The organism is Chlamydia pneumoniae TW-183, assembly GCF_000007205.1.
GTDB classification, from domain to species: domain Bacteria; phylum Chlamydiota; class Chlamydiia; order Chlamydiales; family Chlamydiaceae; genus Chlamydia; species Chlamydia pneumoniae.
Genome location: NC_005043.1, coordinates 587,643 through 611,391 on the forward strand (window position 1 = coordinate 587,643; position 23,749 = coordinate 611,391).

The following is a 23,749-nucleotide window of genomic DNA, read 5'->3' on the forward strand; positions in this document are numbered from 1 at the left end:
GGAATTTCATTCGCGTGACGCAAGAAAAGATCAAAATACATGTTTCCAATGAGCAAACATGTATTCCTATTCATTTGGTTTCTGTAGAGAAGCTGGTTCTTACGCTCTTAGAGCACTTAAAAGTAACAACTAATGAAATTTTTATCTACTTCCTAGAAGATAAAGCTCTTGCAGAACTCCATGATAAGGTATTTGCTGATCCTTCTCTAACAGATACGATCACTCTGCCTATTGATGCTCCCGGAGATCCCGCTTATCCTCATGTTTTAGGAGAAGCATTCATTAGCCCACAGGCCGCTCTTAGGTTTTTAGAGAACACATCCCCAAACCAAGAGGATATCTACGAAGAAATCTCGAGATACCTCGTCCACTCTATTCTCCATATGCTCGGATACGACGACACCTCATCAGAAGAAAAGAGAAAAATGAGAGTTAAAGAAAATCAAATCCTGTGTATGTTAAGAAAAAAACATGCTTTGCTAACAGCTTAACATGCTCCATATTCTTTTAGCCATATTCTGTATTCTTCTATTCCTAGCCTTCGGGCTTACGCAACCGTCCTGTCACGGATCCTCAAAATTCCTAAAAACCCTAAACCAACGCTTCTTCAAAGATAAAGGAAGAGAGTATCCCCCCTTCCCCAGTGCTCCTACAATTCTCGCCACGCTGCTCTGCATCCTCTATGGAGCTCTCGGGACAAAACTCTATACCCTCCTCCCTCCAAAAACAGCTCACAAAGATCTCCTATTCTGGCCCCTATACTCTCTAAGCGCCCTGATAGCTTACGGATTCCTCCCCCCATGGATCTCTACAAAAGTCCCTAAAGAAACCACCGCCCACCTCCGTTTTCTAGCTTCGGTATTCCAACTCGGTCTCTTCCCACTGCAACTGCTCTTTTACAGACGCCGCCCTAACCAACAAGTACGATCTTCAACATCATTTCAAAGCCAGCTCTCCGAAGCCCTCTCCGCTTTTGATAACCTCATTGTCCGTGAAGTCATGATCCCAAAAGTAGATATTTTCGCACTTCCCGAAGAAACTACACTACAAGAAGCTCTGGTTCTCGTAAGCGAAGAAGGCTACAGTCGCGTTCCCGTTTATAAAAAAAACTTAGACAACATCACAGGAATCCTTCTTGTTAAAGATCTCTTACTGCTCTATACAAGCAGCCACGACCTCAGCCAACCCATATCCTCAGTAGCAAAACCCCCATTCTATGCCCCAGAAATAAAAAAAGCCTCCTCTCTTCTCCAAGAGTTCCGACAAAAACATCGCCATCTAGCCATCATAGTCAATGAATACGGATTCACAGAAGGCATCGCTACCATGGAAGATATTATCGAAGAAATTATAGGAGAGATCGCAGACGAGCACGACGTACAAGAAAATACTCCTTATAAGAAAATCGGAAGCTCTTGGATTGTAGATGGAAGAATGAATATCTCCGACGCTGAAGAGTACTTCAATTTGAAAATCGATCATGAAAATAGCTACGATACACTAGGAGGACATGTCTTCCATAAAGTGGGTGCTGTTCCCCAAAAAGGAATGCGTATCCATCACGAAAACTTCGATATAGAAATCATTACCTGCACAGAACGAAATGTCGGAAAACTAAAAATCACACCAAGAAAACGTAAATTCAATATCTCCTAAGAATGTAAACATCCTAGGACCGATTTCCTTGCACTCCACGATCCCATCCTGCCTCCCCCCAATCGAAATTCTCAAACATCACCAATAAAAATCTCTTTGCAAAAAAGCTAAAGATTTATCAGAGTGAAAACTTAAGCTCCCGTATAGTTAGGAGAACTATCTAGATGAGTGATATCCAAAAAGAAGAACACGGCTCAACAACAATCTTTCATCTCCACGGAAAACTTGATGGAATTTCTTCTCCAGAAGTACAAGAAAATATTTCCCAATCCCTAGCAGCTGGATCCAAAAATATCATTCTCGACTGTGCTCACCTCGATTACATGTCCAGTGCAGGTATCCGAGTCCTACTGCAAAGCTACCATCAAGTAGGACAACATTCTGGGAAAATTGTCCTGACTACAGTCCCAAAAACCATAGAACAAACTCTCTATGTTACAGGATTCCTTTCTTACTTTAAAATATTCAATACTGTGGATGAAGCGATACAAACACTAAACAAAGACGGGGATTGAGAAAAACCTCACTGTTAGTATATGATGGCGCTTTTAAGTCATATAAAGCCTCCCTCTTACTATGCGACGATCTGTTTGTTACGTTAACCCTTCGATAGCTCGAGCAGGGCAAATTTCTACTTGGAAATTTCTTTATTCCCTTGCCACACCACTACCAGCTGGAACCAAATGTAAATTTGACTTAGCAGGAAGTGGGAAACCCACAGATTGGGAAGCCCCCGCGACAGATCTCTCCCAAACTAGAAACGTAATCTACGCAGAAATGCCAGAAGGCGAAATCATCGAAGCAACCGCCATTCCTGTAAAAGACAATCCCGTTCCACAATTCGAGTTTACTCTCCCCTACGAACTTCAAGTAGGAGAAACCCTCACTATTGTCATGGGAGCCTCTCCAAACCATCCTCAAGTCGATGATGCTGGGAACGGAGCCCAACTTTTCGCACAACGTCGCAAACCCTTTTACCTCTACATCGATCCTACAGGAGAAGGAAACTATGATGAACCCGATGTCTTCTCTATGGATATCCGCGGAAACGTCCTAAAAAAAATAGAGATCTTTACTCCCTCCTATGTCGTTAAAAACAAACGCTTCGATATCACCGTGCGATTTGAAGACGAATTCGGGAACCTCACCAACTTCTCTCCTGAAGAGACCCGAATCGAGCTTTCCTACGAGCATCTTAGAGAAAATTTAAATTGGCAGCTCTTCATCCCAGAAACAGGCTTTGTTATTCTTCCTAATCTCTATTTCAATGAGCCTGGAATTTATCGCATCCAATTGAAAAACCTCTCTACACAAGAAATTTTCATCTCTGCCCCTATCAAATGTTTCGCTGACTCCGCCCCGAATCTTATGTGGGGTCTCCTCCACGGCGAATCCGAACGCGTCGACTCTGAAGAAAATATTGAAACTTGTATGCGTTATTTCCGAGATGACCGCGCTCTGAATTTCTATGCTTCTTCATCATTCGAAAATCAAGAGAACCTCTCTCCAGATATTTGGAAGCTCATCAATCAAACTGTCTCCGACTTTAATGAAGAAGATCGCTTCATCACACTATCCGGATTCCAATATAGCGGAGAACCTCATCTCGAGGGAGTGCGTCACATCCTTCATACCAAGGAAACAAAGTCCCACTCGAAACACAAAGAATACAAACATATTCCCCTCGCCAAGCTCTATAAAAGCACTGTCAACCACGACATGATTTCTATTCCTTCGTTCACAGCTTCTAAAGAACATGGTTTTGACTTTGAGAATTTCTACCCCGAGTTCGAAAGAGTTGTAGAAATTTATAATGCCTGGGGATCTTCAGAAACCACAGCCGCTCTAAACAACCCCTTCCCTATCCAAGGTAAAGATAGCGAAGATCCTCGAGGTACAGTAATTGAAGGATTAAAGAAGAATCTCCGCTTCGGATTTGTTGCTGGGGGTCTCGACGATCGAGGAATTTATAAAGACTACTTTGACTCTCCGCAAGTGCAATATTCCCCAGGGTTGACGGCTATCATTTGTAATAAATATACCCGAGAGTCTCTTGTTGAAGCTTTATTCGCACGTCATTGCTACGCTACAACAGGACCTAGGATCGTCTTAAGCTTCAACATCACTTCAGCCCCTATGGGCTCCGAACTCTCCACAGGGTCGAAACCTGGACTCAACGTCAACCGTCACATCTCTGGTCATGTGGCAGGCACTGCCCTACTCAAGACTGTAGAAATCATCCGCAATGGCGAAGTTCTCCATACCTTCTTCCCCGATAGCAATAACCTGGACTATGAATACGATGATATGGTACCCCTAAGTTCAGTGACCCTAAAAGATCCAAACGGTAAAGCACCTTTTGTATTCTACTATCTCAGGGTCACTCAGGCAGACAATGCTATGGCCTGGAGTTCCCCAATCTGGGTGGATTTAAATTAAGAAACTATCCTATCTAAGGATTTCTTATGATGACACTTTTTCTCGTAATCTGCTGTGCCGCAGTATTGTTAGGTCTAGGGATGGGTATTCTACTTGTAGGTTCCCATTTGCTTGGCAGGCCCCTCTCTAAAGGGTGTCAAAAACCAGATTGCTGCCAAAAAAAAACATGTGACAAAACAGAGCACTGTGCTACAAAATCTCGAGAGAATAGTACATCAAAGTGTTCATCAAATGACGACGTGCCTCCCACAGCCCCCTAAAACTTCCCCCCTCTACTCCATATTCGAAAAACTGGATGCCCAAGAACGATTAAGCAGTGAAGACGCTCTTCATCTCCTCCTCCTCACGAATAAAGAAGATCAACGCACACTCTGGAATTTTGCAGACCAAGTTCGCAAACAACGGGTTGGCGACACTGTATACTACTCCTCAACCTTGTACCTCTATCCTACAAATTTCTGTGACTTCAGCTGCAAATTTTGCTCTTTCTATGCAAAACCTGGAGACCCTAAAGGATGGCTCTACTCCCCAGATGATCTTCTACAGCAAATCCAAAATATAAAAACTCCAATTACAGAAGTACATATCGTGGGAGGCTGTTTCCCCTCCTGCAATCTGCAATACTATTCCGATCTATTTACTAAAATCAAAGAGTACGATCCTCAGATCCATATCAAAGCTCTTACTGCCATTGAATATGCCTATCTCTCAGATCTTGATAACCTTTCTATTCGCGATGTTCTTCTCACATTAAAAGATGCGGGTCTTGATTCCATCCCCGGAGGAGGAGCTGAAATCCTCGTCGACAAAATACGTAATTTCTTAGCTCCCAAACGCCTTTCTTCTTCTGATTTTCTCAACATCCATAAGATGGCTCATCAACTGGGAATCCATAGCAATATAACCATGCTCTGCTATCATAAAGAAGGACCTGAAGACCTCGTCACCCACATGGTAAAAGTCCGCGACTTACAAGACGAAACTCAGGGCTTTAAAAACTTCATACTTCTAAAATTCGCCCAAGAAAATAATGTCCTAGGAAAAAGATTAAGAAAATCAGGCCAGGGTCATGCCATCCCTCTAAAATCTTTAATGGCAGTAGCCCGAATCTTCTTAGACAACTTTTCCAATATGAAAGCCTTATGGAATTACCTAGGTATTGAGGCAGCTCTAGACCTCCTTTCCTGTGGTGCTAATGACCTTTCTTCAACACATATGGGGGAAAAGGTTTTCCAGATGGCCTCATCTAAAGAACCTATTAAAATGGACGCTGAGGGAATGGCGGCCCTCATCACACAACAAGGGAGAACGCCATGTCTAACCAACTCCAGCCATGTATAAGCTTAGGCTGCGTAAGTTATATTAATTCCTTTCCGCTGTCCCTACAACTCATAAAAAGAAACGATATTCGCTGTGTTCTTGCTCCCCCTGCAGACCTCCTCAACTTGCTAATCGAAGGGAAACTCGATGTTGCTTTGACCTCATCCCTAGGAGCTATCTCTCATAACTTGGGGTATGTCCCCGGCTTTGGAATTGCAGCAAACCAACGTATCCTCAGTGTAAACCTCTATGCAGCTCCCACTTTCTTTAACTCACCGCAACCTCGGATTGCCGCAACTTTAGAAAGTCGCTCCTCTATAGGACTCTTAAAAGTGCTTTGTCGTCATCTCTGGCGCATCCCAACTCCTCATATCCTAAGATTCATAACTACAAAAGTACTCAGACAAACCCCTGAAAATTATGATGGCCTCCTCCTAATCGGAGATGCAGCGCTACAACATCCTGTACTTCCTGGATTTGTAACCTATGACCTTGCCTCGGGGTGGTATGATCTTACAAAGCTACCTTTTGTATTTGCTCTTCTTCTACACAGCACCTCTTGGAAAGAACATCCCCTACCCAACCTTGCGATGGAAGAAGCCCTCCAACAGTTCGAATCTTCACCCGAAGAAGTCCTTAAAGAAGCTCATCAACATACAGGTCTGCCCCCTTCTCTTCTTCAAGAATACTATGCCCTATGCCAGTACCGTCTAGGAGAAGAACACTACGAAAGCTTTGAAAAATTCCGGGAATATTATGGAACCCTCTACCAACAAGCCCGACTGTAAAAAGATCTTCGATTCCATAGCGAGTAAGTATGATCGCACAAATACAATACTCTCTTTAGGAATGCACCATTTCTGGAATCGCTCTTTGATCCAGATCCTAGGGTCGGGATACTCTCTCCTGGATCTCTGCGCAGGAACAGGAAAAGTCGCGAAGCGTTATATTGCCGCACACCCTCAAGCATCAGTAACTCTCGTCGACTTTTCCTCAGCAATGCTCGACATTGCAAAACAACACCTTCCCCAGGGCTCTTGCTCTTTTATTCATAGCGATATTAATCAACTGCCCTTGGAGAATCATTCTTATCCCCTAGCAGCGATGGCCTATGGCCTCAGGAACCTCTCGGATCCACATAAAGCCCTACAAGAAATCTCCCGAGTGCTTATGCCTTCTGGAAAACTGGGCATTCTAGAGCTCACACCTCCAAAAAAAACACACCCTACCTATAGTGCCCATAAGCTCTATTTGCGTGCTGTCGTCCCCTGGATTGGAAAGTCTGTTTCTAAAGATCCCGACGCCTATAGCTATCTCAGCAAAAGTATCCAGCAACTTCCAAAGGACCACGATCTTGAAGACCTATTCTCTAAATCAGGATTTTATATTGCGAAAAAGAAAAAATTGTTCCTAGGAGCGGCTACGATTTGGCTACTAGAGAAACAATAAAACATGGAGGATCTCCAAGCTTGGTCGCAAGGAGCTCCCTAAGATTCGTGGAGTGCTCTACCCCACGCTAAACTAAAATGGTAAACCTACCTCTGGGAAGACTCTCATCAGCAAAACTCCCGACAAGCTTCGTCCTGACACAACTCTTAAATCGCTGTTTTAGCATAGCAGTCTTGCTAGGTTCGTTATCGATAATAAAAGCACCCTCTTCATCCGAAGACTCAAAGAACTGCATAATCTCACCAGAAGCAACTAAACTCTCCAAAAGCTCTACAAGCTCGGTACGTCTTTCACCAACTCCTCTAAGGACAAATCTCCCAAACGGCTGATTCTCCCAATATCCAGAAATACGTCCAGCCTGCACCAGACCCTCGAGTACCGACCGAATCTCTCCAGCTTGATCAGGATGGTCATACCAACCTTCGATTCCAGGCTCTAGGACCCGTAGCCCCTTAAAGAGAATCTCCTCATCAGAAGCCACCAAAAATTCCGTTAAGATGTTATTTTTAGGCTTAGACTCGAATTCCGATTTAAAGAGGTCTAGTTTTGACGTAGGAAGAGGTTTAGCTGTACAGCTCCTCCCTACGTTAAAGCTTTGCAAGAGCCATGCCACTAAAGAATTGAATACTTTAATACGTGCTTGTGACTGAGTTGCCGCCAGCCCTCGGGCAAGAATCATATTCCCTAACTCTTTGTTTAAGAAAATTTCTTCTAATCCTTCTTTCTTTGTTTTAAAGAAAAATTTATAGAGCCTCTCCGACCAACGCCAATTCGTACGCCAATTCTCAGGTAAATCAGGAACGTGTTTCTGTATTTCATCCTTAGAAAGTTCATAATCAGCTAAATAGCCATTATACAAGTCCAACTCCATACGACGCGCACGAGTAGCTTCTAAAATCAGACTTTTTTCTTCATCTGTAAACATCACCTCAGGTTCTTTAGGCGGCTCTGGATAGGGAACATTTTGAACTACAAGCGCATACCTCAGAGAAAAACTCGGCTCCTCCTCTGTCCCTGGTGTAGAATCCACGGTAGCCTCAGCCGCCGCAGCCTCTGAAACCCCAGATGTGGTGTCTGTAGTTCCCGAAGCTGCAGGCATGGTATCTGTTGTATTCCCTGGAGCTACAGGTGAAGACTCTACAGTCTCGGAAGCTGCAGGTATCTCTTGAGTAGGATTGGCGTTCACAGGAACCATTTCCGAATCCACAATAACAGCGTCCTTACTACCTAAACTTTTAGGAAACTTTAGGCGCTTCATTGTTTCTTCTAACCAAACTAGCTGCTCCTCAGAACCAAGGATAGGGGCCCACTGGACCAAAGTACTACATAGCCGGCCGTGGGCTGGAGAAATTTGAGAAACTTGTGGCTCAAGAGAACGTATCCCAATAGCGGGCCCAGCCTCCTCATAATCACTTTTCACAGAGAGGTTATCCCACTGCAAAGCAAAAGGACGCCTTTGAAGAATACATAATTTTAATATGTCATCCAATCCCGAAATTATAGAAAAATTCCTTTTAGCAAACTCCTTACCCTTCGCACCGGAAGTGTGCTGCGGGACAAAGAAAGGCCCTATAGGCAAGCGCTCATTAGGAACTAAAGTAGGGAAGTCACAGAGCCCCCTTGCCACCATACATACGTAATAGGCCTTCGCGATAGCCCTCCCCAGGACGGCTAGGATAATCTTCACGAACCATGACACTCGGAATGATATCGATATTCTTCAATCCCATTTTCTCTATAATCAACTTAGAGTGGATCAACCGGTAGCAATCTACCATAGCAAAATGGGCGTCGTAATCAGAGCGGAAAGCCTCACAAATCGTATTGCCTTCCTTAGTCCTCAGCGATGACCCTTGTTTTTCAATAACAAAGCACAAAGAACTGACGTGAGGCCTAAAATCCCGAATCAAACAGGCCCAATCCACCAAAGGCTCGTTCGGTGGCTCAGGGCTGAAATGCTCCATAAATAGGAAAATTTTAGCAGCTAAGGCATGGTTAAGACCATGGTTCTGAAATGGAGAGAATAACGTCCTTACTATAGGAATCTCGCCTGTGCCTAAAGATGATCGTCCTAAATCCCAATGGCGGACCCCCTCGTAGTAAACGGAGCGAGCGGGCTTGTGAATCTCAAAAGCTCTCTTATTTTGCCGGTAACTCGTAACAGTGCTATAAGTAAGATAACTTATAATTGCAACGTCACCAAGAAGTGACATCACAAAAAGAATTAACCCCATTACCGTAAAAGAGGTCGGCAAGGCCATAATGCTTGGAATCAAACTAGAGAGGGCCACACAAACCAAAATGATCAACAATGCGCATAAAAAGATGACACTTGCCCGAACTAGACGTGTGCTCAACTGATTCTGACTCGTATCCTCAAGATACGTCTTTAAGCTACAGGTAACCCGAGTCGGCTCTATTCTTCCGCAGCTCAGTAGTGATGACATGATGAACTATTCACTGTTTCTTAAATTAGCTTTAAAAATTTTAACAGTTTTTTAATTAAAAAAATGACTAATAATAAATAGCTATTGTTAAAATTTTAACAAAACAATAAATAGAAATAAGAAAGATTTGTAATAAGATCATGTAAAGAAGCAATAAGAACAGCGTCTAAAAATAAACTACTTCACAAAATAGAAGATTAAGAAGATTTTTTGCGGCCTCGCTTGCTCCCCTTCGTCTTAGTGACCACTTTCTCATCATCATCACCAAAGAAATCTCCAGTAGAAAGAGAGTCGTAACCAAGCTTAGCCGAAAGCTCTTTAAGAGAAGCAAACCTCTCTGAAAGATTGGTAAGATTCAGCTGGTCTTCAACACGAGTCGAACCGCGCAAGTTAGCAAGAAATTCTTCTTCCGTATCAAATTTTTCTGAGAAAGTAATTGAAGAGGGTGAAGTAATCTCGGGTAAGAAAAGGAAACGACGAGCAGCCTGAGGGACTTTTGTATAAATATCACTCGAAATTGTTGTTTCTGTTTCTACCTTAGCAGATTGCTTCGGAGGACGGCCTCGTTTCGGACGAGGGTTTAATGCTTCATTGGAATAGTAAATCTTAGCTTTGTTCGACAACAACTGACGCGCTTGAGTGATTTCTTTCCCCACCTTGGCATCAAACAAATGTATTTTCAACTGTTCCAAAACATTCTTTGTGAAATCTAGATCTTCTTCAAAGACAAAATGGAACTTATTATTGCGAAGCCATTCTATAATTCGAATTCGAGAACGCTCTACATAAAATTGCTGCCACTTTTCTAACTCTGCCTCGTGATCATAAATAAACTCTAAAAACTGCTCACGGGCATTCTTGGATTGCAAAATCTCAAGGAACTTTTCTTTGGTATCGATATCATAAATCTTTTCATTGATAAACGTTTCCATGATTTTTTTTACTTCATAAAACGTCAACTTCGGAATCAAACAATACCGCTCGGCATTCTCTTCTAATTCTTGGTAAATCTTATTTAGATCCTCTTGGTCTTTATCTAAATCTATGTAGAGAATAAACCCTTCAACACGATCTAAATAAAAGTCCCTCTCATCGTCAGACTTAGAGAATGCATCCATAAGACGAAGGATTCTTAAAAGAAGTGGGTTTTGTGGTACAGGATACGTCATCATAAATTACGATTATAGAAAAATCCCAGTTAGAGAGCAAGATCTATCCCTAAACAAGATTTTAAAATCCTTGCATGACAAAATCAAAAATCACATCTAATTATAAATCTCTAGTTACAGAGCCCTGAAGATATACCCGTCCCCTATTTTGACTCACAGTCATAAGCTCTCCACCCCAAGTATGGATTTGGATCGACTCCTTCCATCCATAGGAGTTTGACACAACAAGAGCAGAAGCTAGAGCCCCTGTTCCACAAGCTGCAGTTTCCCCTTCGACTCCACGTTCGTAAGTACGAACGCGCAACTGGCAATGTCCCAGTATCTGAACAAAATTGACATTCACCCCATCTGGAGAGAAGGTCTGATGATAGCGAAGAAAAGGACCTAAGATAGAAAGATCTAAAGTAGAAATCTCAGGAAGAATTACGACAGCATGAGGCACTCCCGTATGGATACAAACGACCTCTTTGGGAAGAGGATCAGGACGCGACTCCAATCGATGAACAGAAGCTCTCCAATCTGCGAGAGTCATATCTACAAGCACACGATCCCAAGAATAAAAATATCCTGAATATAGACCACTATCCGTAGATACAGAGATGTCCGATTTTCCCTTCTGAGAAGCTAAGTGAGCAATCGCACAACGCAAGCCGTTACCACACATCGTTGGACGTGATCCATCGGAATTAAAAATAATGAGTTGCGCATCAGCACAAGAAGAGGGCTTTAAATATAAAAAACCATCAACCCTCGTCTCTTGGCATAAGAACCGAACATCTTCAACCTCAGGAAGTGTTTCACCAAGAAGGAAACGATTTCCTGCTCCAGAATAGATAAAATATTTAGAGATCGTTGAAGGAGAATAAAATGCCATCCAATAAACCAAAATCCTTAGCTTCGTTGGCTGTCATCCACATATCTCTATCGATAGCCTTTTCTATGATATCTCGAGGTTGATTTGTCGCCTCTACATAGACATCTATAATGCGAGCTTTTGTTTTTAAAATCTCTCTCGCATGAATGTCTAAATCGGTTGCCTGACCGGTAATCGGTCCACCTATTGAAGGTTGATGAATCATAATTCTAGAATGAGGAGTTGCAAATCTCCTTCCAGGAGCTGCACATAAACTCAATACCGAGCCCATAGAAGCTGCCAACCCTGTCACAACAGTAGTGACGGGTGAGGTTAACATTTTAATTTGATCCCAAACAGCAAAACCTGCGTCCACAGATCCCCCAGGACTATTGATCACAAAAACTATAGGCTTTCCAGGATCTTTTAATTCCAAATACCAAAGCTTTTTAATTGCATCGGAAGCACTTTTCTCTGTTACAGGCTCTGAGAAAAATACTCTGCGCGCTTCCAATAACTCTTTTTCTATAATATCACGTAATTTATGAACTTCCCCGTCTGCCATAAAATAATGTCTCTCCTAACTAAACTAAAGCTTCTAAATCAATTTCAGGGTAGAGCGGGAAACGCAGCAACAAGTTGCGAACACGATCTCTAGCTTCCTGCGCTATGGCTTCAGGAAGTTCCCCTTTATTTTTCTTAGAACTCCCTTCAACATGGCAACTTAAACGAATATTTCGCAATACTTTCACAATAATATCTGCAACTTCTTCCATTTCATCGATACCCATACCCAAAGTCGTTAGTGCAGGGGTTCCTAAACGTATACCTGAAGTGTCCCACTTACCAATAGCATCTGAAGGTAATGAATTCCGATTCACAGCAATTCCTACGGAACTCAAGATATCTTCAGCAATTTTTCCAGAAATGCCCAAAGAACCTAAATCAATCACCATCATGTGGTTGTCTGTTCCTCCCGTCAAAAGACGTAGCCCATGACTTAAAAATCTCTCTGCTAATCGACGAGCATTATTTACAACCTGATGAGCGTATTTCTTGAAATCCACAGAGAGAGCTTCCTTCAAAGCCACTGTTTTAGCAGCTATCACGTGAGGTAGAGGACCTCCCATCATCAAAGGACACGCCTTATTGAGAGTGCTTTCATACTCTCGAGTTGCCAAAACTAATCCCCCGCGAGGACCGCGTAATGTCTTATGCGTTGTTGTTGTCACTATATCTGCATAAGGAATAGGATTTTCTTCATCAACAAACACTCCCCCAGCAACTAGGCCTGCAAAATGCGCCATATCTACCCACAAGACAGATCCACAATCCTCTGCAATCTGTTTTAAAACTGCAAAGTTTAATCTTCGAGAATAGGAAGAATATCCTGCGATCAGTACCTTAGGTTTATACTCCTTAGCTAACCGGGAGATCTCTGCATAATCAAAACACTCCGTATCCGGATTGACATCATAGGGGAAGCAACGCATAAGCTTAGACATCACATTTAAACGTACGTTCCCATGGGTCAAATGGCCTCCAGAATTTAATGAAGGTCCTAAGCAAACACAAGAAGACATTTCAGCCTTAAGTAGAGTGTATTCTTCTTCTGTTAATTCGTTTACAGTTTTATAACCTAACTTACTGACAGCTGGGCCTTGGACTTTGTGCGTGAGAATGGCCATTACTGCCAGTAAATTAGCATCAGCCCCAGAATGAGGCTGAACACAAGCGCAATCCGCAGCAAAAAGTTCTTTCGCTGTCTCTACACACTCCCACTCAATAGCATCTACATTTTCACAACAGGAATAGAAACGCTTAAAGGGACTTCCTTCACAATACTTATCTGTGAGCAAGTTCCCCATAGCCAACTGCACTGAAAGTGAAGAATAGTTTTCAGAAGCAATCATCTTTAAATGGGAACGCTGGCTCTTCAACTCATCAATGATTCTCTCCCCAATGGAAGGAAACGCATTTAAGAGATGGTCAAGAGCTGCTAAATACGCTGTCGAAGCTAAACTTTGTCCCTTTTTCCCCGAAGCATTTTCTAAAAACTTATGCAACAACGAAACCACCGCAACCACCTTTGTAAATATTTCCACTATTGCGAATTTCTTAAATTTCTCAAAAACTTTTAGCAAGGACTTCTAAAGACGAAGCCTTAATAGAGAGAACCTCTAAGTCCAGAAAAAACCAGCCTAGCTTTCAAAGTGAAAAATGTCAATCAACGCATGATCAAGAAGAACTAAGGGAAAAAGAAAAATTATTTTCAATATATCCCTTTGAAGGTACAAAAACTTAGGCAGCCTTCCTTTTACCCGAAAAGACTCATGACCCTCTACTTAGGATTGAATCAAAAAACCGCTCGTAAATACCAAGCTCATTATTTGCCTATTCTAACTCTCTTCCCCTATGCAAAAAGCACTCCACAAAATAAGCGTGCTCTTCAATTCCTTCCACAAGCAACCCATGTGATTCTCACAAGTCCCTCATCCACTCACCTATTCCTTTCCAGAATGACTTCTCTTCTTTCTAAGGCCACTCTAAAAACAAAGACCTACCTCTGTATAGGAGAGTCCACCAAAGAAAGACTTCTCTCTTTCCTTGGACAAGTGAAGTACGTAGTAGCAACTCAAGAAATCGCTGAAGGCATCTTCCCATTGCTACAGGCACTGCCCTCTTCAGCCCGCATTCTCTACCCCCACTCCTCCCTCGCAAGACCTGTGATCAGAGAATTTCTTTACAATCGATTTACTTTTTTCTCTTACCCTCACTACACAGTGAAGCCGCGAAAACTTAAAAAAAATATTTTATCTAAATACAAAAAAATTATCCTCACAAGCCCTTCAACTGTAAGAGCTTTCGCCAAAATCTTTCCGCGATTTCCTGAAAAAACCTACTGGTGCCAAGGAAGGATGACCTTGCAGGAGTTTCAAAAGTTCTCCTCTCAAAAGCAGGTATCTTTGTTAGAAACGCTTGGGAAGTCCAGGACATCTCCGTGACAAAAAAGACCCCACTACTTTAAAATGCTTTATGCTCCGAAAAAAACTTAATTTTTAATAGTTTATGGCTTCTTCAGCTACTCCCGGTTTTGATGGAACGGCTCCCTCTCTATTTCCCCTAGCTACTCGTCCTCGCTATAATTTCAAGCTTGCCCTCTTCGTTACTATTGCGATTGCACTCGTCTGGATAGCTCTGATTGCTACCACCATAGCTATTGGGCTATGTATCCACCCTTTGTGCTCCTTTATCTTCCTAACAGCAATTCCCTTATACTTTATATCTCGCTATATTTGCTCCCACTACGCACGCAATGTCTACATAGCTCTAGATGTCGTCCCCGATCATTCTAAATTGCAAGACATGCGCTCTCACTCTCCAATTTTCTCGGATCGATAAACAAAAATTTGTTAAAATTATAGAAAGTATTTTACAAAAAAAATGTTATGTCAGGACCCTCACGTACTGAGAGCTCTCAAGTTTCTGTACTATCCTATGTGCCTCGGGATAAAGAAATTGCTCCTAAAAAACAGTTTACCATAGCAAAAATATCCACTCTTGCAATCCTAGCTTCTTTAGCTTTAGGAGCTTTGGTGGCTGGAATCTCTTTAACGATAGTATTAGGGAACCCTGTATTTTTGGCTCTTCTCATTACCACGGCCCTCTTCTCAGTTGTAACCTTCTTAGTCTACCACCAAATGACCTCAAAGGTATCTTCTAACTGGCAGAAAGTTCTAGAGCAAAACTTCAAGCCTTTGGGAAAAGCGTGGCAAGAAAAAAACGTAGACTGCTACTCAAACGAGATGCAATTTTACAATAATCACCTGAACCCTAAGTTCAAGGTAGCGATACAAACAGATGCGTCTCAACCATTTCAGCCTACTTTCTTAACTGGACTTAGAGTGATCGAAAAAAATCAATCCACAGGGATCATCTTTAATCCCGTAGGCCCAACGAATCTGATCGACAACACTGCAACGAACCTCTCTACTATCCTTTACTCCACCCTAAAAGATAAAAGCGTGTGGGATACATGCAAGCAACGCGAAGGGGATCCCGCAAAAGGAGAAGACCCCTTTTCCCCTACCGAAGTGAGAGTAGTAAAACTTCCAAACGAAGCTCTAGATCAAACGTTTAATCTAAATTTAAGCTCTGCAGAAAAGAAAAGTATTCTTCCGACCTTTTTAGGCCACGTATGCGGCCCTAAATCTGAAGAGTTACCAAATCAGCAAGAATATTATCGCCAAGCTTTACTAGCGTACGAGAACTGCCTTAAAGCAGCTATAGAAAGTCATGCAGCAATCGTTGCTCTTCCTCTCTTTACTTCGGTCTATGAAGTGCCTCCAGAAGAGATTCTTCCTAAAGAAGGCACTTTCTATTGGGACAACCAAACTCAAGCGTTTTGCAAACGCGCTTTATTGGACGCTATTCAAAATACGGCCCTACGCTATCCTCAAAGATCTTTACTTGTTATACTCCAAGATCCTTTTAATACTATAGAATCACAAAGTCGTTCTGAGGAGTAACCCAAAGGGTTTCACCAACAACCCTTTATAAAGTTTAGCTAAAAATTTTCTCAGCATTTAAAAGTATATTTTTATTTTTTACTAAAAATGATTAAATGCGCTTTGGAAGTGTTCTTACAGGAACAATTTACAAGTAAAAATTATATGAATGGCTAGACATTAGTTCTAAGAAAAGGGCATTTCGCTTGCTCAAATTTATAAGAATTTTCCTTACAAAAAAACATGCTTTACTTCTTGCCTAAAAAGAGGTAAACTGTATTTTTCTTCACATGTATCGCATTCCTAAACTCCATAGTGATTTTTGGCTTTCTTAGGAAACTTAAGTAAGGAATAATTTTCATGCATGACGCACTTCTAAGCATTTTGGCTATTCAAGAGCTTGATATTAAAATGATTCGCCTTATGCGCGTAAAGAAAGAACATCAGAAAGAATTGGCTAAAGTCCAATCTTTAAAAAGTGATATTCGTAGAAAAGTTCAGGAAAAAGAACTCGAAATGGAGAATTTGAAAACTCAAATTCGAGATGGAGAGAATCGCATCCAAGAGATTTCTGAACAAATCAATAAATTAGAAAATCAGCAAGCTGCTGTAAAAAAAATGGATGAGTTTAACGCTCTTACCCAAGAAATGACTACAGCAAACAAAGAACGTCGCTCTTTAGAGCACCAGCTTAGCGATCTCATGGATAAGCAAGCTGGAGGCGAAGACCTTATTGTCTCTCTAAAAGAAAGCTTAGCTTCTACAGAAAATAGTAGCAGTGTCATTGAAAAAGAAATTTTTGAAAGCATCAAAAAGATTAATGAAGAAGGCAAAGCTTTGCTTGAACAACGGACAGAGTTAAAGCATGCGACGAATCCCGAACTACTCAGCATCTATGAGCGTCTATTAAACAATAAAAAAGATCGCGTTGTTGTTCCTATTGAAAATCGTGTCTGCAGTGGTTGTCATATTGTTCTAACTCCTCAACACGAAAATCTTGTAAGAAAGAAAGACCGACTCATTTTTTGCGAACATTGCTCTCGAATTCTCTATTGGCAAGAATCCCAAGTCAATGCTCAGGAAAATTCCACAGCAAAACGTCGTCGTCGTCGCGCAGCTGTATAAAGTTAATCGGAAGAGAAAGGCAACCGCTGTTTATATTTCTCAAAAAATATAAAGAGAGGAAAGTCTGGACTTCATAAGAGAAGATACTGGAGAAATTCCAGGGGCCGTAAGGCTACGGAAAGTGCAACAGAAAACACTCCGCTATAAAATTTATTTTATAGACAGGCTGAAAATTCCTACTTTAGGAGTAGGAGCCATTAAGGTGACTTAATAGGCATGCAAACCCTATCTGAAGCAAGAGAAAAAAGCTTTTTGTGTCTGCAAATGTGAGAGGAATTCCTCCCATAGGCTTTTTCGAAATCGCTTGAGGGATCTAGTAATAGCTCCCCTAGATGAATGGTTGCCCTTAGGATAGTTCGCAAGAGCTATCTTATAGACAGAATCCAGCTTACCCTCTCTTCCGATATTTTTCTCATATTCTCAAAGTAGACCAGCTTTGGCTAAAGTGTGCATATGCAACAAGCCAGTCACATGTCGGTTCTCCTCGTTATCTAAAACAGGAAGAACAGCTACAGGACTACTAGATTCCATAAGTTGCAAAGCAATGGCAATATCCGAATCTTCAGTAATACATCGAGGATTTGCCGTCATCACCTTCTCCAAAGATAACGAAAGCACCTCCCCCCCATAGGAAGCTAAAGAACGCCGTAAATCTCCGTCTGTAAAAATTCCCATAAGTCGGAATTGAGGATCTACTATACAAACACAACCACAACCGTAAGCAGAAAAGACCTCTAAAGAAAAACTCACTTTATCTCCAAGATGACAGAAAGGTACCTCTGTCTTTGGGAACATAAAATCTTTAACCTTACCATTAGCCTTCATCCCAACCTGCCCACTAGGATGGTTTTTGCCGTACGTAGATAAAGAAACACCACGACTATGAAAAAGGAGCATAGCTAAAAAATCTCCAAAGATCATTTGGCATGTCGTAGAATTTGTAGGGATTAAATTAAAAGGATCTAATTCAGCAACAGAGGGTAAAATAACGACTAAGTCCGAGAGAGCCGCTAAATTAGAATAAGGCATGGAAGTAATCGCGACAAGAATCGCCCTTCGACTCTTTAGATGAGGAACCGTATCTAGTAACTCTTGGGTTTCACCACTTTTAGAAAATAAACATACAATGTCTCCAGGACTCACAAGACCAAGATCCCCGTGCAGAAGATCCACAGGAGAAAAGAACAGAGCACGTTCACTTAAAGATTGGAGTGTAGCCACTAATTTTCGTGCTACACATCCACTTTTCCCTACACCAGAAAAAAATACCCATCCCGAATGACCGAGTATTTTTTCTGCTAATTGCATTGCCTCTTTGGGTTGAAAGGCTTGGAAAAAAAAATCTACAGCTTCTTTTTGCTTACCTAGAATGTCTTGGCATACGTCAGTAGAAATCATCGGGGAAGGCATTCGGTTCTCTTTGGATTGGCTACACTTTAGCCCATCGTAACAGACTCCAAACGATTTTTCAATGAGGTTAAAAACTCACTGCCGTAAATACCATCCAATACTCTATGGTCAAAGGTAAGTGTCACATAGACCATTTTGCGAACGGCTAAAGAATCGTCATCACGGACGACAACACGTTTTTGTATTGTGCCAATTCCTAAAATAGCAACTTCAGGATAACGTATGATGGGCATCCCAATCAAAGCTCCCGTCATTCCAAAATTCGTGACAGTAACGCTGCCATCTTGCACTTCACTAGGATCCAATTTATTTAACCGAGCCCTTGAAGATAGATCCGCCAAGGCCTTTGCAATACTTACTAAACCGCGATCTTGACAATTGTGGATGACAGGAACAACAACCCCTTCCTTATTGAGGTTCACGGCAACGCCTACATTCACAGATTTCTTCATAACAATGGTAGTCCCATCTAAGGAACCATTCAATAAAGGAAACTGCCTTAAAGTCTGAGCTAAACACTGTACAATGAAACTTGTAATCGTTAGCTTCACCCCATGCGTATCTAAGAAGCGTTGGCGTTCACCAGAAATCAGATGCATAAGATCTGTGACATCGACATCAACAACCAAAGATGCGTGAGGAACCTCATCTGAAGACTTGGAGAGAGAAGAAGCTATTGCCCGACGTAGCGGAGACATAGGAATGCGATTCACTTCTCCTTGAAATATTTCGGGAATAGAAACTTGTTGCGATTCTGAAATATACGCTTCTAAATCCTGACGAGTCACTCGTCCCCCTTTCCCCGTGCCGGCAATCTTTTGGAGGTTATCAAGACCAATGCCTTCACGTTGAGCTAAACTCAGCACGGCAGGAGAAAACCATACCGAAGAACTGCTGGAACCCGCCTCCGACTTTGTTTCACAAGAAGTCAGAGGACATGAGGTGCTCTCATCATCAGCTTCGGAAATCTCCTCAAGCTCTATCAATCCTAAAACATCCCCAGAAGCAACCTCGTCTCCCTCATTGACGCAGAAACGCACCAGTCGGCCTGCTTTAGGAGAGGGTAATTCTGTAGCAATTTTATCCGTAGATACTTCAATCAGAGGCTCATCTCTAGCTACATGATCACCCAAATTTTTTAACCAACGGACTATAGATCCTCCGGAACTCGTCTCTCCTATTTTAGGGAATCGGAACTCAAATATCATGTATCGTTACCTTCTATGTAGTTTCAACGCTTTCCTGTTTTATCGATTCATAAGGAGAAAGCTCTCCTTCTCCAGAAGCTACATAAGTAGCAACTACAGCATCCCCAAGAATATTCATGGGTGTACCTACAATATCCCTTAACCGGTCAATCCCAGCAAGTATAGCGATACCCTGGATAGGTAAACCTACAGAGGCTAATACGGAACCCAGAGTAATCATACCTCCTCCAGGAACACCGGCACTACCCACGGCAGAGAATGTTGCGGTAACTACCAATAATAACAGACTGCTCAAGGATAGCGGACAATTGTATGCTTGAGCAATGAAAACCGCTGCCATACCCTGAAAAATTGCAGTTCCATTCATATTCACAGTGGCGCCTAGAGGCAAAACAAAACCAGAAACCTCAGCGGACACTCCCAAATTTTTAGAAACACAACGCATCGTTACAGGTAAAGTCGCAGAACTACTCGCTGTAGATACCGCGCAAGAAATCGCATCCATCATTGAAGAGAGAAACTTCGAAAAGGACATCTTGCAACCAAAACGCACAAGTCCCCCAAAAACAAGCGTAGCATGGAACAAACACGCCAGATAGTAAGCAATGATAAATTTGCCTAGCTGCCAAAGGACTCCTAAACCATGATTTCCCGAAATCCATGCCATGCTAGCTCCCACACCATAGGGAGCAAAACTCATGATCATATTTACCATGCGCAACATGATTTCAGAAAAACCATCAATAAAACGCTCGACAGGGCGGCCACGTTCTCCAGAAAGCCGAAGGGCAATTCCTAAGAAAATCGCAAAAATAATAATTTGTAATATATTCCCTTCAGCAAAAGAGCGTACAGGATTCGATGGGAAAACTTGAGCTATTATAGAAAGAAAATACGCCGCTGTTTTGTTTGAATCAATGACAGTAACGGCCGAATCCATAGATTGGGCCTGGGCAAAATCACACCCATTTCCTGGAGAGAAAATCCAAGCAAAACACAAGCCAATCACAATAGCTAGTGCCGTAGTCCCTAGATAGAGGCCGACACTTTTAATGCCAATGCGTCCCAATTTTTTCATATCGCTAATGGAAGCGATTCCTAAAACCATTGAGCAGAACACTAAAGGATACACTACCATGCTCAATAGATTTAAAAAGATGTCTCCTATAGGTTTAAAAAAGATGGCTTTATCTTCTAAAACTAAACCTAAGGTAACCCCGACAAACAATCCAATAAAGATCTTCATCCATAATTTCATTAGTTACCCCTGTTTTTATGTATTTGTTCAATCATGTTGAGAAGAGAAAGTGTATCGTCTTGATTCACAGAAAGGCGCATTTCCACCTTAGCTATCGGCAATAAACTTACCTCTCCTGATAATCGAGGAAGCTTTACACTATCTTTTTCTGTACATAACAACCCTTGTCCTTGGCGCATGGCCATTTGCTGACAAAAGTAATTTAATTCTTTTTTTGTTATTGCTGCGTGATCAGGCAATAAATACTTTCCTAAAATATGAATTCCTTCTTCTCTAAGCATATTCAAAAACCCTTGAGGAAACCCTAAACCACAAAAAACCCCCACACGCAATTCTCGAAGAGCCTCTTTAGGAATACGCTCTCCGTTATGGGTCCAAACTACAGAAGCTATTGTAGGTTTCACAAAGATCTGGGGGGCATTCGAAACACGTTTCACTACAGTCCCAGCCTCTTTTCCACCGCCATTTACAATAATGGCATCCACAGTCTTCAATCGAAGAGGAAAATCCCGAAGCCTTCCTTTAGGGAAGAAGGCACGTCCTCCTAAAGGATCCTGACCATTCACTACAGCAATTTCTACGTCTTTGTGTAGTTTACGGTACTGAAGACCATCATCTAAAAGGAGAATACCAAATTTCTCTGCAGCGCGTGCTGCAGAGATCCTCCGGTCCTTATGCACCCATACGGATCCCTCTGGCAGTTTCTCTGCCATTAATAAAGGCTCGTCCCCTACATAGGACGCAGAATGGACTTTCGAGTCTACAACAGTCAGTTTCTTTTGCCGACTCGACTGGCTTTTATAGCCACGCGACAGTACACCGCAAGAATACCCTCGAAGCCTCAAAGCCTCTGCTAACCACAATACTGTTGGAGTCTTTCCTGCCCCTCCAACAACGATATTGCCTACACTAATGACTGTAGAACGCGCACGATAAGGAGTAGACCAGGAAAATCGATTCCAACATGCCACCAAGAATGCAAAAACTTTGGAAAGAAGGGAACCTAACCAGCCCCATCCCAAAATACCCTCAAGGCTAATAGCTATGGTGACACGGCGATAAAAGAGAAAGAGTGTGGAAGGAAACCGTTTTTTCATTGTTCCTCTTTTAAACGCACGAATTTCTTTGCACGAAAATCATGCTTTTTAAAAGATCACAATCTTCGCCGTATTACAAAGAATGCTAGTATTGCAGAAGAAAAGATTAAAAATCAAGTTTACAAAGCTTAATTAAAAAATTGTGTTAAACAAAAAACTAATATAATTAATTTGATCTCAAAAAGAAAAATGGTGTACTAATTAACCCAACGTTGACGAACAACTTCATAAGCTACAGCAGCTACAGATGTAGCGAGATTCAAAGAATCTGATTCCCCTAACATAGGAAGAGCGATTTCAGAAAAATCTTCAGAAAACCAATCCTCAGTCAAACCATCTTTCTCTGAACCAAAAACCAAAGCCGTGGGACCAAGATAATTTTTAGAAAAATACATAGTTTCAGCTCGAGGAGATGTGACAAAAACAGTCCAGCCTTCCTGCTTGAACAACTCCTTCCCTTCCTCTCTTGAAATAGAGAGGATGGGAAGAGAAAAGACAGCTCCTAAAGAAGAGCGCACCACATTAGGATTGTACAAATCTACAATAGGATTGCATAAAATCACACCGTCAACACCAGCACCATCAGCTATTCTTAAAATAGCACCGACATTCCCAGGTTTTTCCACCTGCTCAATAATAAGATAGAAAGGCTGAGCATTTTTACGTTGGATCAAAAAATCTTCTTTATTCCACACTCTCTTTTGTATCACCGCGACGAAACTATCGTGATGTTCTTTAAAAGAAAGTTGAGCCAAAGTCGAGTCTAAGCAATATAAAATCTTTGTAGAATTTCTTTTTAACTCATATAAAAATTCCTTTTCTTTTTCTGAAAGATGTGTCGAACAAAAAACATGCTGACACAGGTAGCCTGTGCGTAATGCTTTCTGAATCTCACGGGCTCCTTCAACTAGAAACCAAGAACTTTTTCTACAACGAGACCGTTTTAAAGCTAGAGCCTCTTTAACTAGAGGATTATGTTTCCCTATGCAATCCATTGAACAAAACTCCCAGAAGGCAAGGCTCCCACACCTTCTCCACAAAAACTTTCCCCACAAGACCACGCTTCAGAAACAAGGGTTGGCACGCTACGCCTAGCTATAGCCCTTAAAAACTCTGGGGTATGTCCTGGAGTATGAGAGGTTAAGAGAAAATAAGAAGCGTCATCTGCAAGAAGCTTCGAACACAAAGAAAGCAAAGGAAAGAGATCTTTATCTATTTTAAATACTTCCCCATCAGGTCCGCGACCATAGCTTGGGGGATCTAAAAGAATCACTTGATATTTCTTATTTCTGCGGATTTCTTTTTTTAAAAAAGAAATCACATCTTCAATAACCCAAAAAATACGTCTCTCAGGAAAAGCATTTTTCTCTACATTTCTTTGCGCCCAACGTACCGCTGCCTGCGAAGCATCTACATGGGTCACACGAGCTCCACACTTAGCTGCAAAAATAGAACCCGCCCCTGTATAAGCAAAGAGATTCAATACCTGACGTTCTTTGTGCTTCTCAATGGCTTGTTTCAAAGCGGGCCAGAACCCCATATGTTCAGGAAATACGCCTAGATGCCCAAAGGGGGTTCTCTTCAATAGACAACGCACATCAGAAAATGCGACCTCCCATTCTTCAGGAAGACGCTTAAAATTTTTCCATGCTCCTCTTTCTCCTTCACGAACATACTGCAATTGCGCCTGAGACCATAGTTCAGGTCTGCTTTTTGGCCAAACAGCAATACTTGAAGGACGAATTAAAGTGACAGGACCAAAACACTCTAATTTGTTCCCGTCCCCACTATCGAGCAATTTATAATCCAT

24 protein-coding genes and 1 other RNA gene are annotated in these 23,749 nt (G+C 41.9%); 13 read left to right on the forward strand and 12 right to left on the reverse strand.

The window, feature by feature from the left end:
* Positions 1-14: 14 nt before the first annotated feature.
* From ybeY to ubiE, 8 genes are all read left to right on the forward strand, one after another.
* Positions 15-491 carry an rRNA maturation RNase YbeY gene (ybeY, locus tag CPB_RS02580; protein ID WP_010883147.1) on the forward strand — a complete coding sequence of 159 codons (477 nt, stop codon included), beginning with the start codon at positions 15-17 and terminating at the stop codon, positions 489-491.
* 1 nt (position 492) lies between these two features.
* Positions 493-1,656 carry a transporter associated domain-containing protein gene (locus CPB_RS02585; protein WP_010883148.1) on the forward strand — a complete coding sequence of 388 codons (1,164 nt, stop codon included), beginning with the start codon at positions 493-495 and terminating at the stop codon, positions 1,654-1,656.
* A gap of 164 nt (positions 1,657-1,820) precedes the next feature.
* The gene (locus CPB_RS02590; protein ID WP_010883149.1) at positions 1,821-2,171 is read left to right on the forward strand and encodes an anti-sigma factor antagonist; all 351 of its coding nucleotides are present in this window, start codon (positions 1,821-1,823) and stop codon (positions 2,169-2,171) included.
* 61 nt (positions 2,172-2,232) lie between these two features.
* Positions 2,233-4,095, forward strand: coding sequence for a DUF3604 domain-containing protein (locus CPB_RS02595; RefSeq protein ID WP_010883150.1), 1,863 nt, complete (start codon positions 2,233-2,235; stop codon positions 4,093-4,095).
* 26 nt (positions 4,096-4,121) lie between these two features.
* The gene (locus CPB_RS05600) at positions 4,122-4,355 is read left to right on the forward strand and encodes a hypothetical protein (RefSeq protein WP_080502216.1); all 234 of its coding nucleotides are present in this window, start codon (positions 4,122-4,124) and stop codon (positions 4,353-4,355) included.
* Entirely contained in the window at positions 4,327-5,436 is a 1,110-nt protein-coding gene (locus CPB_RS02600) for a CofH family radical SAM protein (RefSeq protein WP_010883151.1), read from the forward strand. Before CPB_RS05600 ends, CPB_RS02600 begins: the two co-directional genes overlap by 29 nt.
* The gene (locus CPB_RS02605) at positions 5,409-6,203 is read left to right on the forward strand and encodes a menaquinone biosynthesis protein (RefSeq protein ID WP_010883152.1); all 795 of its coding nucleotides are present in this window, start codon (positions 5,409-5,411) and stop codon (positions 6,201-6,203) included. Before CPB_RS02600 ends, CPB_RS02605 begins: the two co-directional genes overlap by 28 nt.
* Positions 6,172-6,864, forward strand: coding sequence for a bifunctional demethylmenaquinone methyltransferase/2-methoxy-6-polyprenyl-1,4-benzoquinol methylase UbiE (gene ubiE / locus CPB_RS02610; RefSeq protein ID WP_041466963.1), 693 nt, complete (start codon positions 6,172-6,174; stop codon positions 6,862-6,864). The genes CPB_RS02605 and ubiE overlap by 32 nt, the downstream gene beginning before the upstream one ends.
* A gap of 67 nt (positions 6,865-6,931) precedes the next feature.
* On the opposite strand, the gene CPB_RS02615 is transcribed toward ubiE, so the two are convergent.
* The 6 genes from CPB_RS02615 to CPB_RS02640 all read right to left on the reverse strand — a co-directional run bounded on the left by CPB_RS02615 (position 6,932) and on the right by CPB_RS02640 (position 13,411).
* Complete coding sequence (locus tag CPB_RS02615; RefSeq protein ID WP_041466964.1) at positions 6,932-8,494, reverse strand: hypothetical protein; 1,563 nt, start codon at positions 8,492-8,494, stop codon at positions 6,932-6,934.
* The gene (locus tag CPB_RS02620; RefSeq protein ID WP_011126169.1) at positions 8,472-9,311 is read right to left on the reverse strand and encodes a hypothetical protein; all 840 of its coding nucleotides are present in this window, start codon (positions 9,309-9,311) and stop codon (positions 8,472-8,474) included. The genes CPB_RS02615 and CPB_RS02620 overlap by 23 nt, the downstream gene beginning before the upstream one ends.
* A 197-nt stretch (positions 9,312-9,508) precedes the next feature.
* Complete coding sequence (locus CPB_RS02625) at positions 9,509-10,483, reverse strand: UPF0158 family protein (RefSeq protein WP_010883156.1); 975 nt, start codon at positions 10,481-10,483, stop codon at positions 9,509-9,511.
* Positions 10,484-10,580: 97 nt separating this feature from the next.
* Positions 10,581-11,354: a bifunctional diaminopimelate epimerase/glutamate racemase gene (dapF, locus tag CPB_RS02630; protein WP_010883157.1), complete on the reverse strand. Its 774-nt coding sequence runs from the start codon at positions 11,352-11,354 to the stop codon at positions 10,581-10,583.
* On the reverse strand, positions 11,323-11,898 hold the full coding sequence (locus CPB_RS02635) for an ATP-dependent Clp protease proteolytic subunit (protein ID WP_010883158.1): 576 nt from the start codon (positions 11,896-11,898) through the stop codon (positions 11,323-11,325). Before CPB_RS02635 ends, dapF begins: the two co-directional genes overlap by 32 nt.
* Positions 11,899-11,917: 19 nt before the next feature.
* Positions 11,918-13,411, reverse strand: coding sequence for a glycine hydroxymethyltransferase (locus CPB_RS02640; RefSeq protein WP_010891994.1), 1,494 nt, complete (start codon positions 13,409-13,411; stop codon positions 11,918-11,920).
* Between the two features lie 255 nt (positions 13,412-13,666).
* Here CPB_RS02640 and CPB_RS02645 point away from each other — a divergent pair, with 255 nt between their 5' ends.
* From CPB_RS02645 to rnpB, 5 genes are all read left to right on the forward strand, one after another.
* The gene (locus tag CPB_RS02645) at positions 13,667-14,338 is read left to right on the forward strand and encodes a uroporphyrinogen-III synthase (protein ID WP_011126171.1); all 672 of its coding nucleotides are present in this window, start codon (positions 13,667-13,669) and stop codon (positions 14,336-14,338) included.
* 64 nt (positions 14,339-14,402) lie between these two features.
* Positions 14,403-14,735 carry a hypothetical protein gene (locus tag CPB_RS02650; protein WP_011126172.1) on the forward strand — a complete coding sequence of 111 codons (333 nt, stop codon included), beginning with the start codon at positions 14,403-14,405 and terminating at the stop codon, positions 14,733-14,735.
* Positions 14,736-14,782: 47 nt separating this feature from the next.
* Positions 14,783-15,862, forward strand: a complete 1,080-nt coding sequence (locus CPB_RS02655) for a hypothetical protein (RefSeq protein ID WP_011126173.1) — start codon at positions 14,783-14,785, stop codon at positions 15,860-15,862.
* A gap of 339 nt (positions 15,863-16,201) precedes the next feature.
* On the forward strand, positions 16,202-16,966 hold the full coding sequence (gene cdsZ / locus CPB_RS02660; protein WP_010883163.1) for a zinc ribbon domain regulatory protein CdsZ: 765 nt from the start codon (positions 16,202-16,204) through the stop codon (positions 16,964-16,966).
* Between the two features lie 7 nt (positions 16,967-16,973).
* An RNA gene (gene rnpB / locus CPB_RS05570) (RNase P RNA component class A) lies at positions 16,974-17,373 on the forward strand.
* A gap of 13 nt (positions 17,374-17,386) precedes the next feature.
* Here the strand turns inward: rnpB and CPB_RS02665 are convergent.
* From CPB_RS02665 to CPB_RS02690, 6 genes are all read right to left on the reverse strand, one after another.
* On the reverse strand, positions 17,387-18,376 hold the full coding sequence (locus CPB_RS02665; protein WP_010883164.1) for a KpsF/GutQ family sugar-phosphate isomerase: 990 nt from the start codon (positions 18,374-18,376) through the stop codon (positions 17,387-17,389).
* Between the two features lie 26 nt (positions 18,377-18,402).
* Positions 18,403-19,581 carry a dihydrolipoamide acetyltransferase family protein gene (locus CPB_RS02670; protein WP_041466979.1) on the reverse strand — a complete coding sequence of 393 codons (1,179 nt, stop codon included), beginning with the start codon at positions 19,579-19,581 and terminating at the stop codon, positions 18,403-18,405.
* 16 nt (positions 19,582-19,597) lie between these two features.
* Positions 19,598-20,842, reverse strand: a complete 1,245-nt coding sequence (locus CPB_RS02675) for a dicarboxylate/amino acid:cation symporter (RefSeq protein WP_010883166.1) — start codon at positions 20,840-20,842, stop codon at positions 19,598-19,600.
* Positions 20,842-21,939, reverse strand: a complete 1,098-nt coding sequence (gene lpxK, locus CPB_RS02680) for a tetraacyldisaccharide 4'-kinase (RefSeq protein ID WP_010883167.1) — start codon at positions 21,937-21,939, stop codon at positions 20,842-20,844. The genes CPB_RS02675 and lpxK overlap by 1 nt, the downstream gene beginning before the upstream one ends.
* A gap of 197 nt (positions 21,940-22,136) precedes the next feature.
* Positions 22,137-22,934, reverse strand: a complete 798-nt coding sequence (locus CPB_RS02685) for a TrmH family RNA methyltransferase (RefSeq protein ID WP_010883168.1) — start codon at positions 22,932-22,934, stop codon at positions 22,137-22,139.
* Positions 22,922-23,749, reverse strand: coding sequence for a class I SAM-dependent methyltransferase (locus CPB_RS02690; protein WP_010883169.1), 828 nt, complete (start codon positions 23,747-23,749; stop codon positions 22,922-22,924). The genes CPB_RS02685 and CPB_RS02690 overlap by 13 nt, the downstream gene beginning before the upstream one ends.

What these genes read in the sequence shown, in the direction of transcription:
- CPB_RS02675 (WP_010883166.1), bottom strand. Translation starts at nt 20,842, where the DNA reads ATGAAATTATGGATGAAGATCTTTATTGGATTGTTTGTCGGGGTTACC.
- CPB_RS02685 (WP_010883168.1), bottom strand. Translation starts at nt 22,934, where the DNA reads ATGGATTGCATAGGGAAACATAATCCTCTAGTTAAAGAGGCTCTAGCT.
- CPB_RS02635 (WP_010883158.1), bottom strand. Translation starts at nt 11,898, where the DNA reads ATGGCAGACGGGGAAGTTCATAAATTACGTGATATTATAGAAAAAGAG.
- CPB_RS02625 (WP_010883156.1), bottom strand. Translation starts at nt 10,483, where the DNA reads ATGATGACGTATCCTGTACCACAAAACCCACTTCTTTTAAGAATCCTT.
- CPB_RS02650 (WP_011126172.1), top strand. Translation starts at nt 14,403, where the DNA reads ATGGCTTCTTCAGCTACTCCCGGTTTTGATGGAACGGCTCCCTCTCTA.
- CPB_RS02605 (WP_010883152.1), top strand. Translation starts at nt 5,409, where the DNA reads ATGTCTAACCAACTCCAGCCATGTATAAGCTTAGGCTGCGTAAGTTAT.
- CPB_RS02615 (WP_041466964.1), bottom strand. Translation starts at nt 8,494, where the DNA reads ATGGTGGCAAGGGGGCTCTGTGACTTCCCTACTTTAGTTCCTAATGAG.
- CPB_RS02665 (WP_010883164.1), bottom strand. Translation starts at nt 18,376, where the DNA reads ATGCCTTCCCCGATGATTTCTACTGACGTATGCCAAGACATTCTAGGT.
- dapF (WP_010883157.1), bottom strand. Translation starts at nt 11,354, where the DNA reads ATGGCATTTTATTCTCCTTCAACGATCTCTAAATATTTTATCTATTCT.
- CPB_RS02645 (WP_011126171.1), top strand. Translation starts at nt 13,667, where the DNA reads ATGACCCTCTACTTAGGATTGAATCAAAAAACCGCTCGTAAATACCAA.
- CPB_RS05600 (WP_080502216.1), top strand. Translation starts at nt 4,122, where the DNA reads ATGATGACACTTTTTCTCGTAATCTGCTGTGCCGCAGTATTGTTAGGT.
- lpxK (WP_010883167.1), bottom strand. Translation starts at nt 21,939, where the DNA reads ATGAAAAAACGGTTTCCTTCCACACTCTTTCTCTTTTATCGCCGTGTC.
- CPB_RS02655 (WP_011126173.1), top strand. Translation starts at nt 14,783, where the DNA reads ATGTCAGGACCCTCACGTACTGAGAGCTCTCAAGTTTCTGTACTATCC.
- CPB_RS02595 (WP_010883150.1), top strand. Translation starts at nt 2,233, where the DNA reads ATGCGACGATCTGTTTGTTACGTTAACCCTTCGATAGCTCGAGCAGGG.
- CPB_RS02585 (WP_010883148.1), top strand. Translation starts at nt 493, where the DNA reads ATGCTCCATATTCTTTTAGCCATATTCTGTATTCTTCTATTCCTAGCC.
- cdsZ (WP_010883163.1), top strand. Translation starts at nt 16,202, where the DNA reads ATGCATGACGCACTTCTAAGCATTTTGGCTATTCAAGAGCTTGATATT.
- ubiE (WP_041466963.1), top strand. Translation starts at nt 6,172, where the DNA reads ATGGAACCCTCTACCAACAAGCCCGACTGTAAAAAGATCTTCGATTCC.
- CPB_RS02690 (WP_010883169.1), bottom strand. Translation starts at nt 23,749, where the DNA reads ATGGATTATAAATTGCTCGATAGTGGGGACGGGAACAAATTAGAGTGT.
- CPB_RS02620 (WP_011126169.1), bottom strand. Translation starts at nt 9,311, where the DNA reads ATGTCATCACTACTGAGCTGCGGAAGAATAGAGCCGACTCGGGTTACC.
- CPB_RS02590 (WP_010883149.1), top strand. Translation starts at nt 1,821, where the DNA reads ATGAGTGATATCCAAAAAGAAGAACACGGCTCAACAACAATCTTTCAT.
- CPB_RS02600 (WP_010883151.1), top strand. Translation starts at nt 4,327, where the DNA reads ATGACGACGTGCCTCCCACAGCCCCCTAAAACTTCCCCCCTCTACTCC.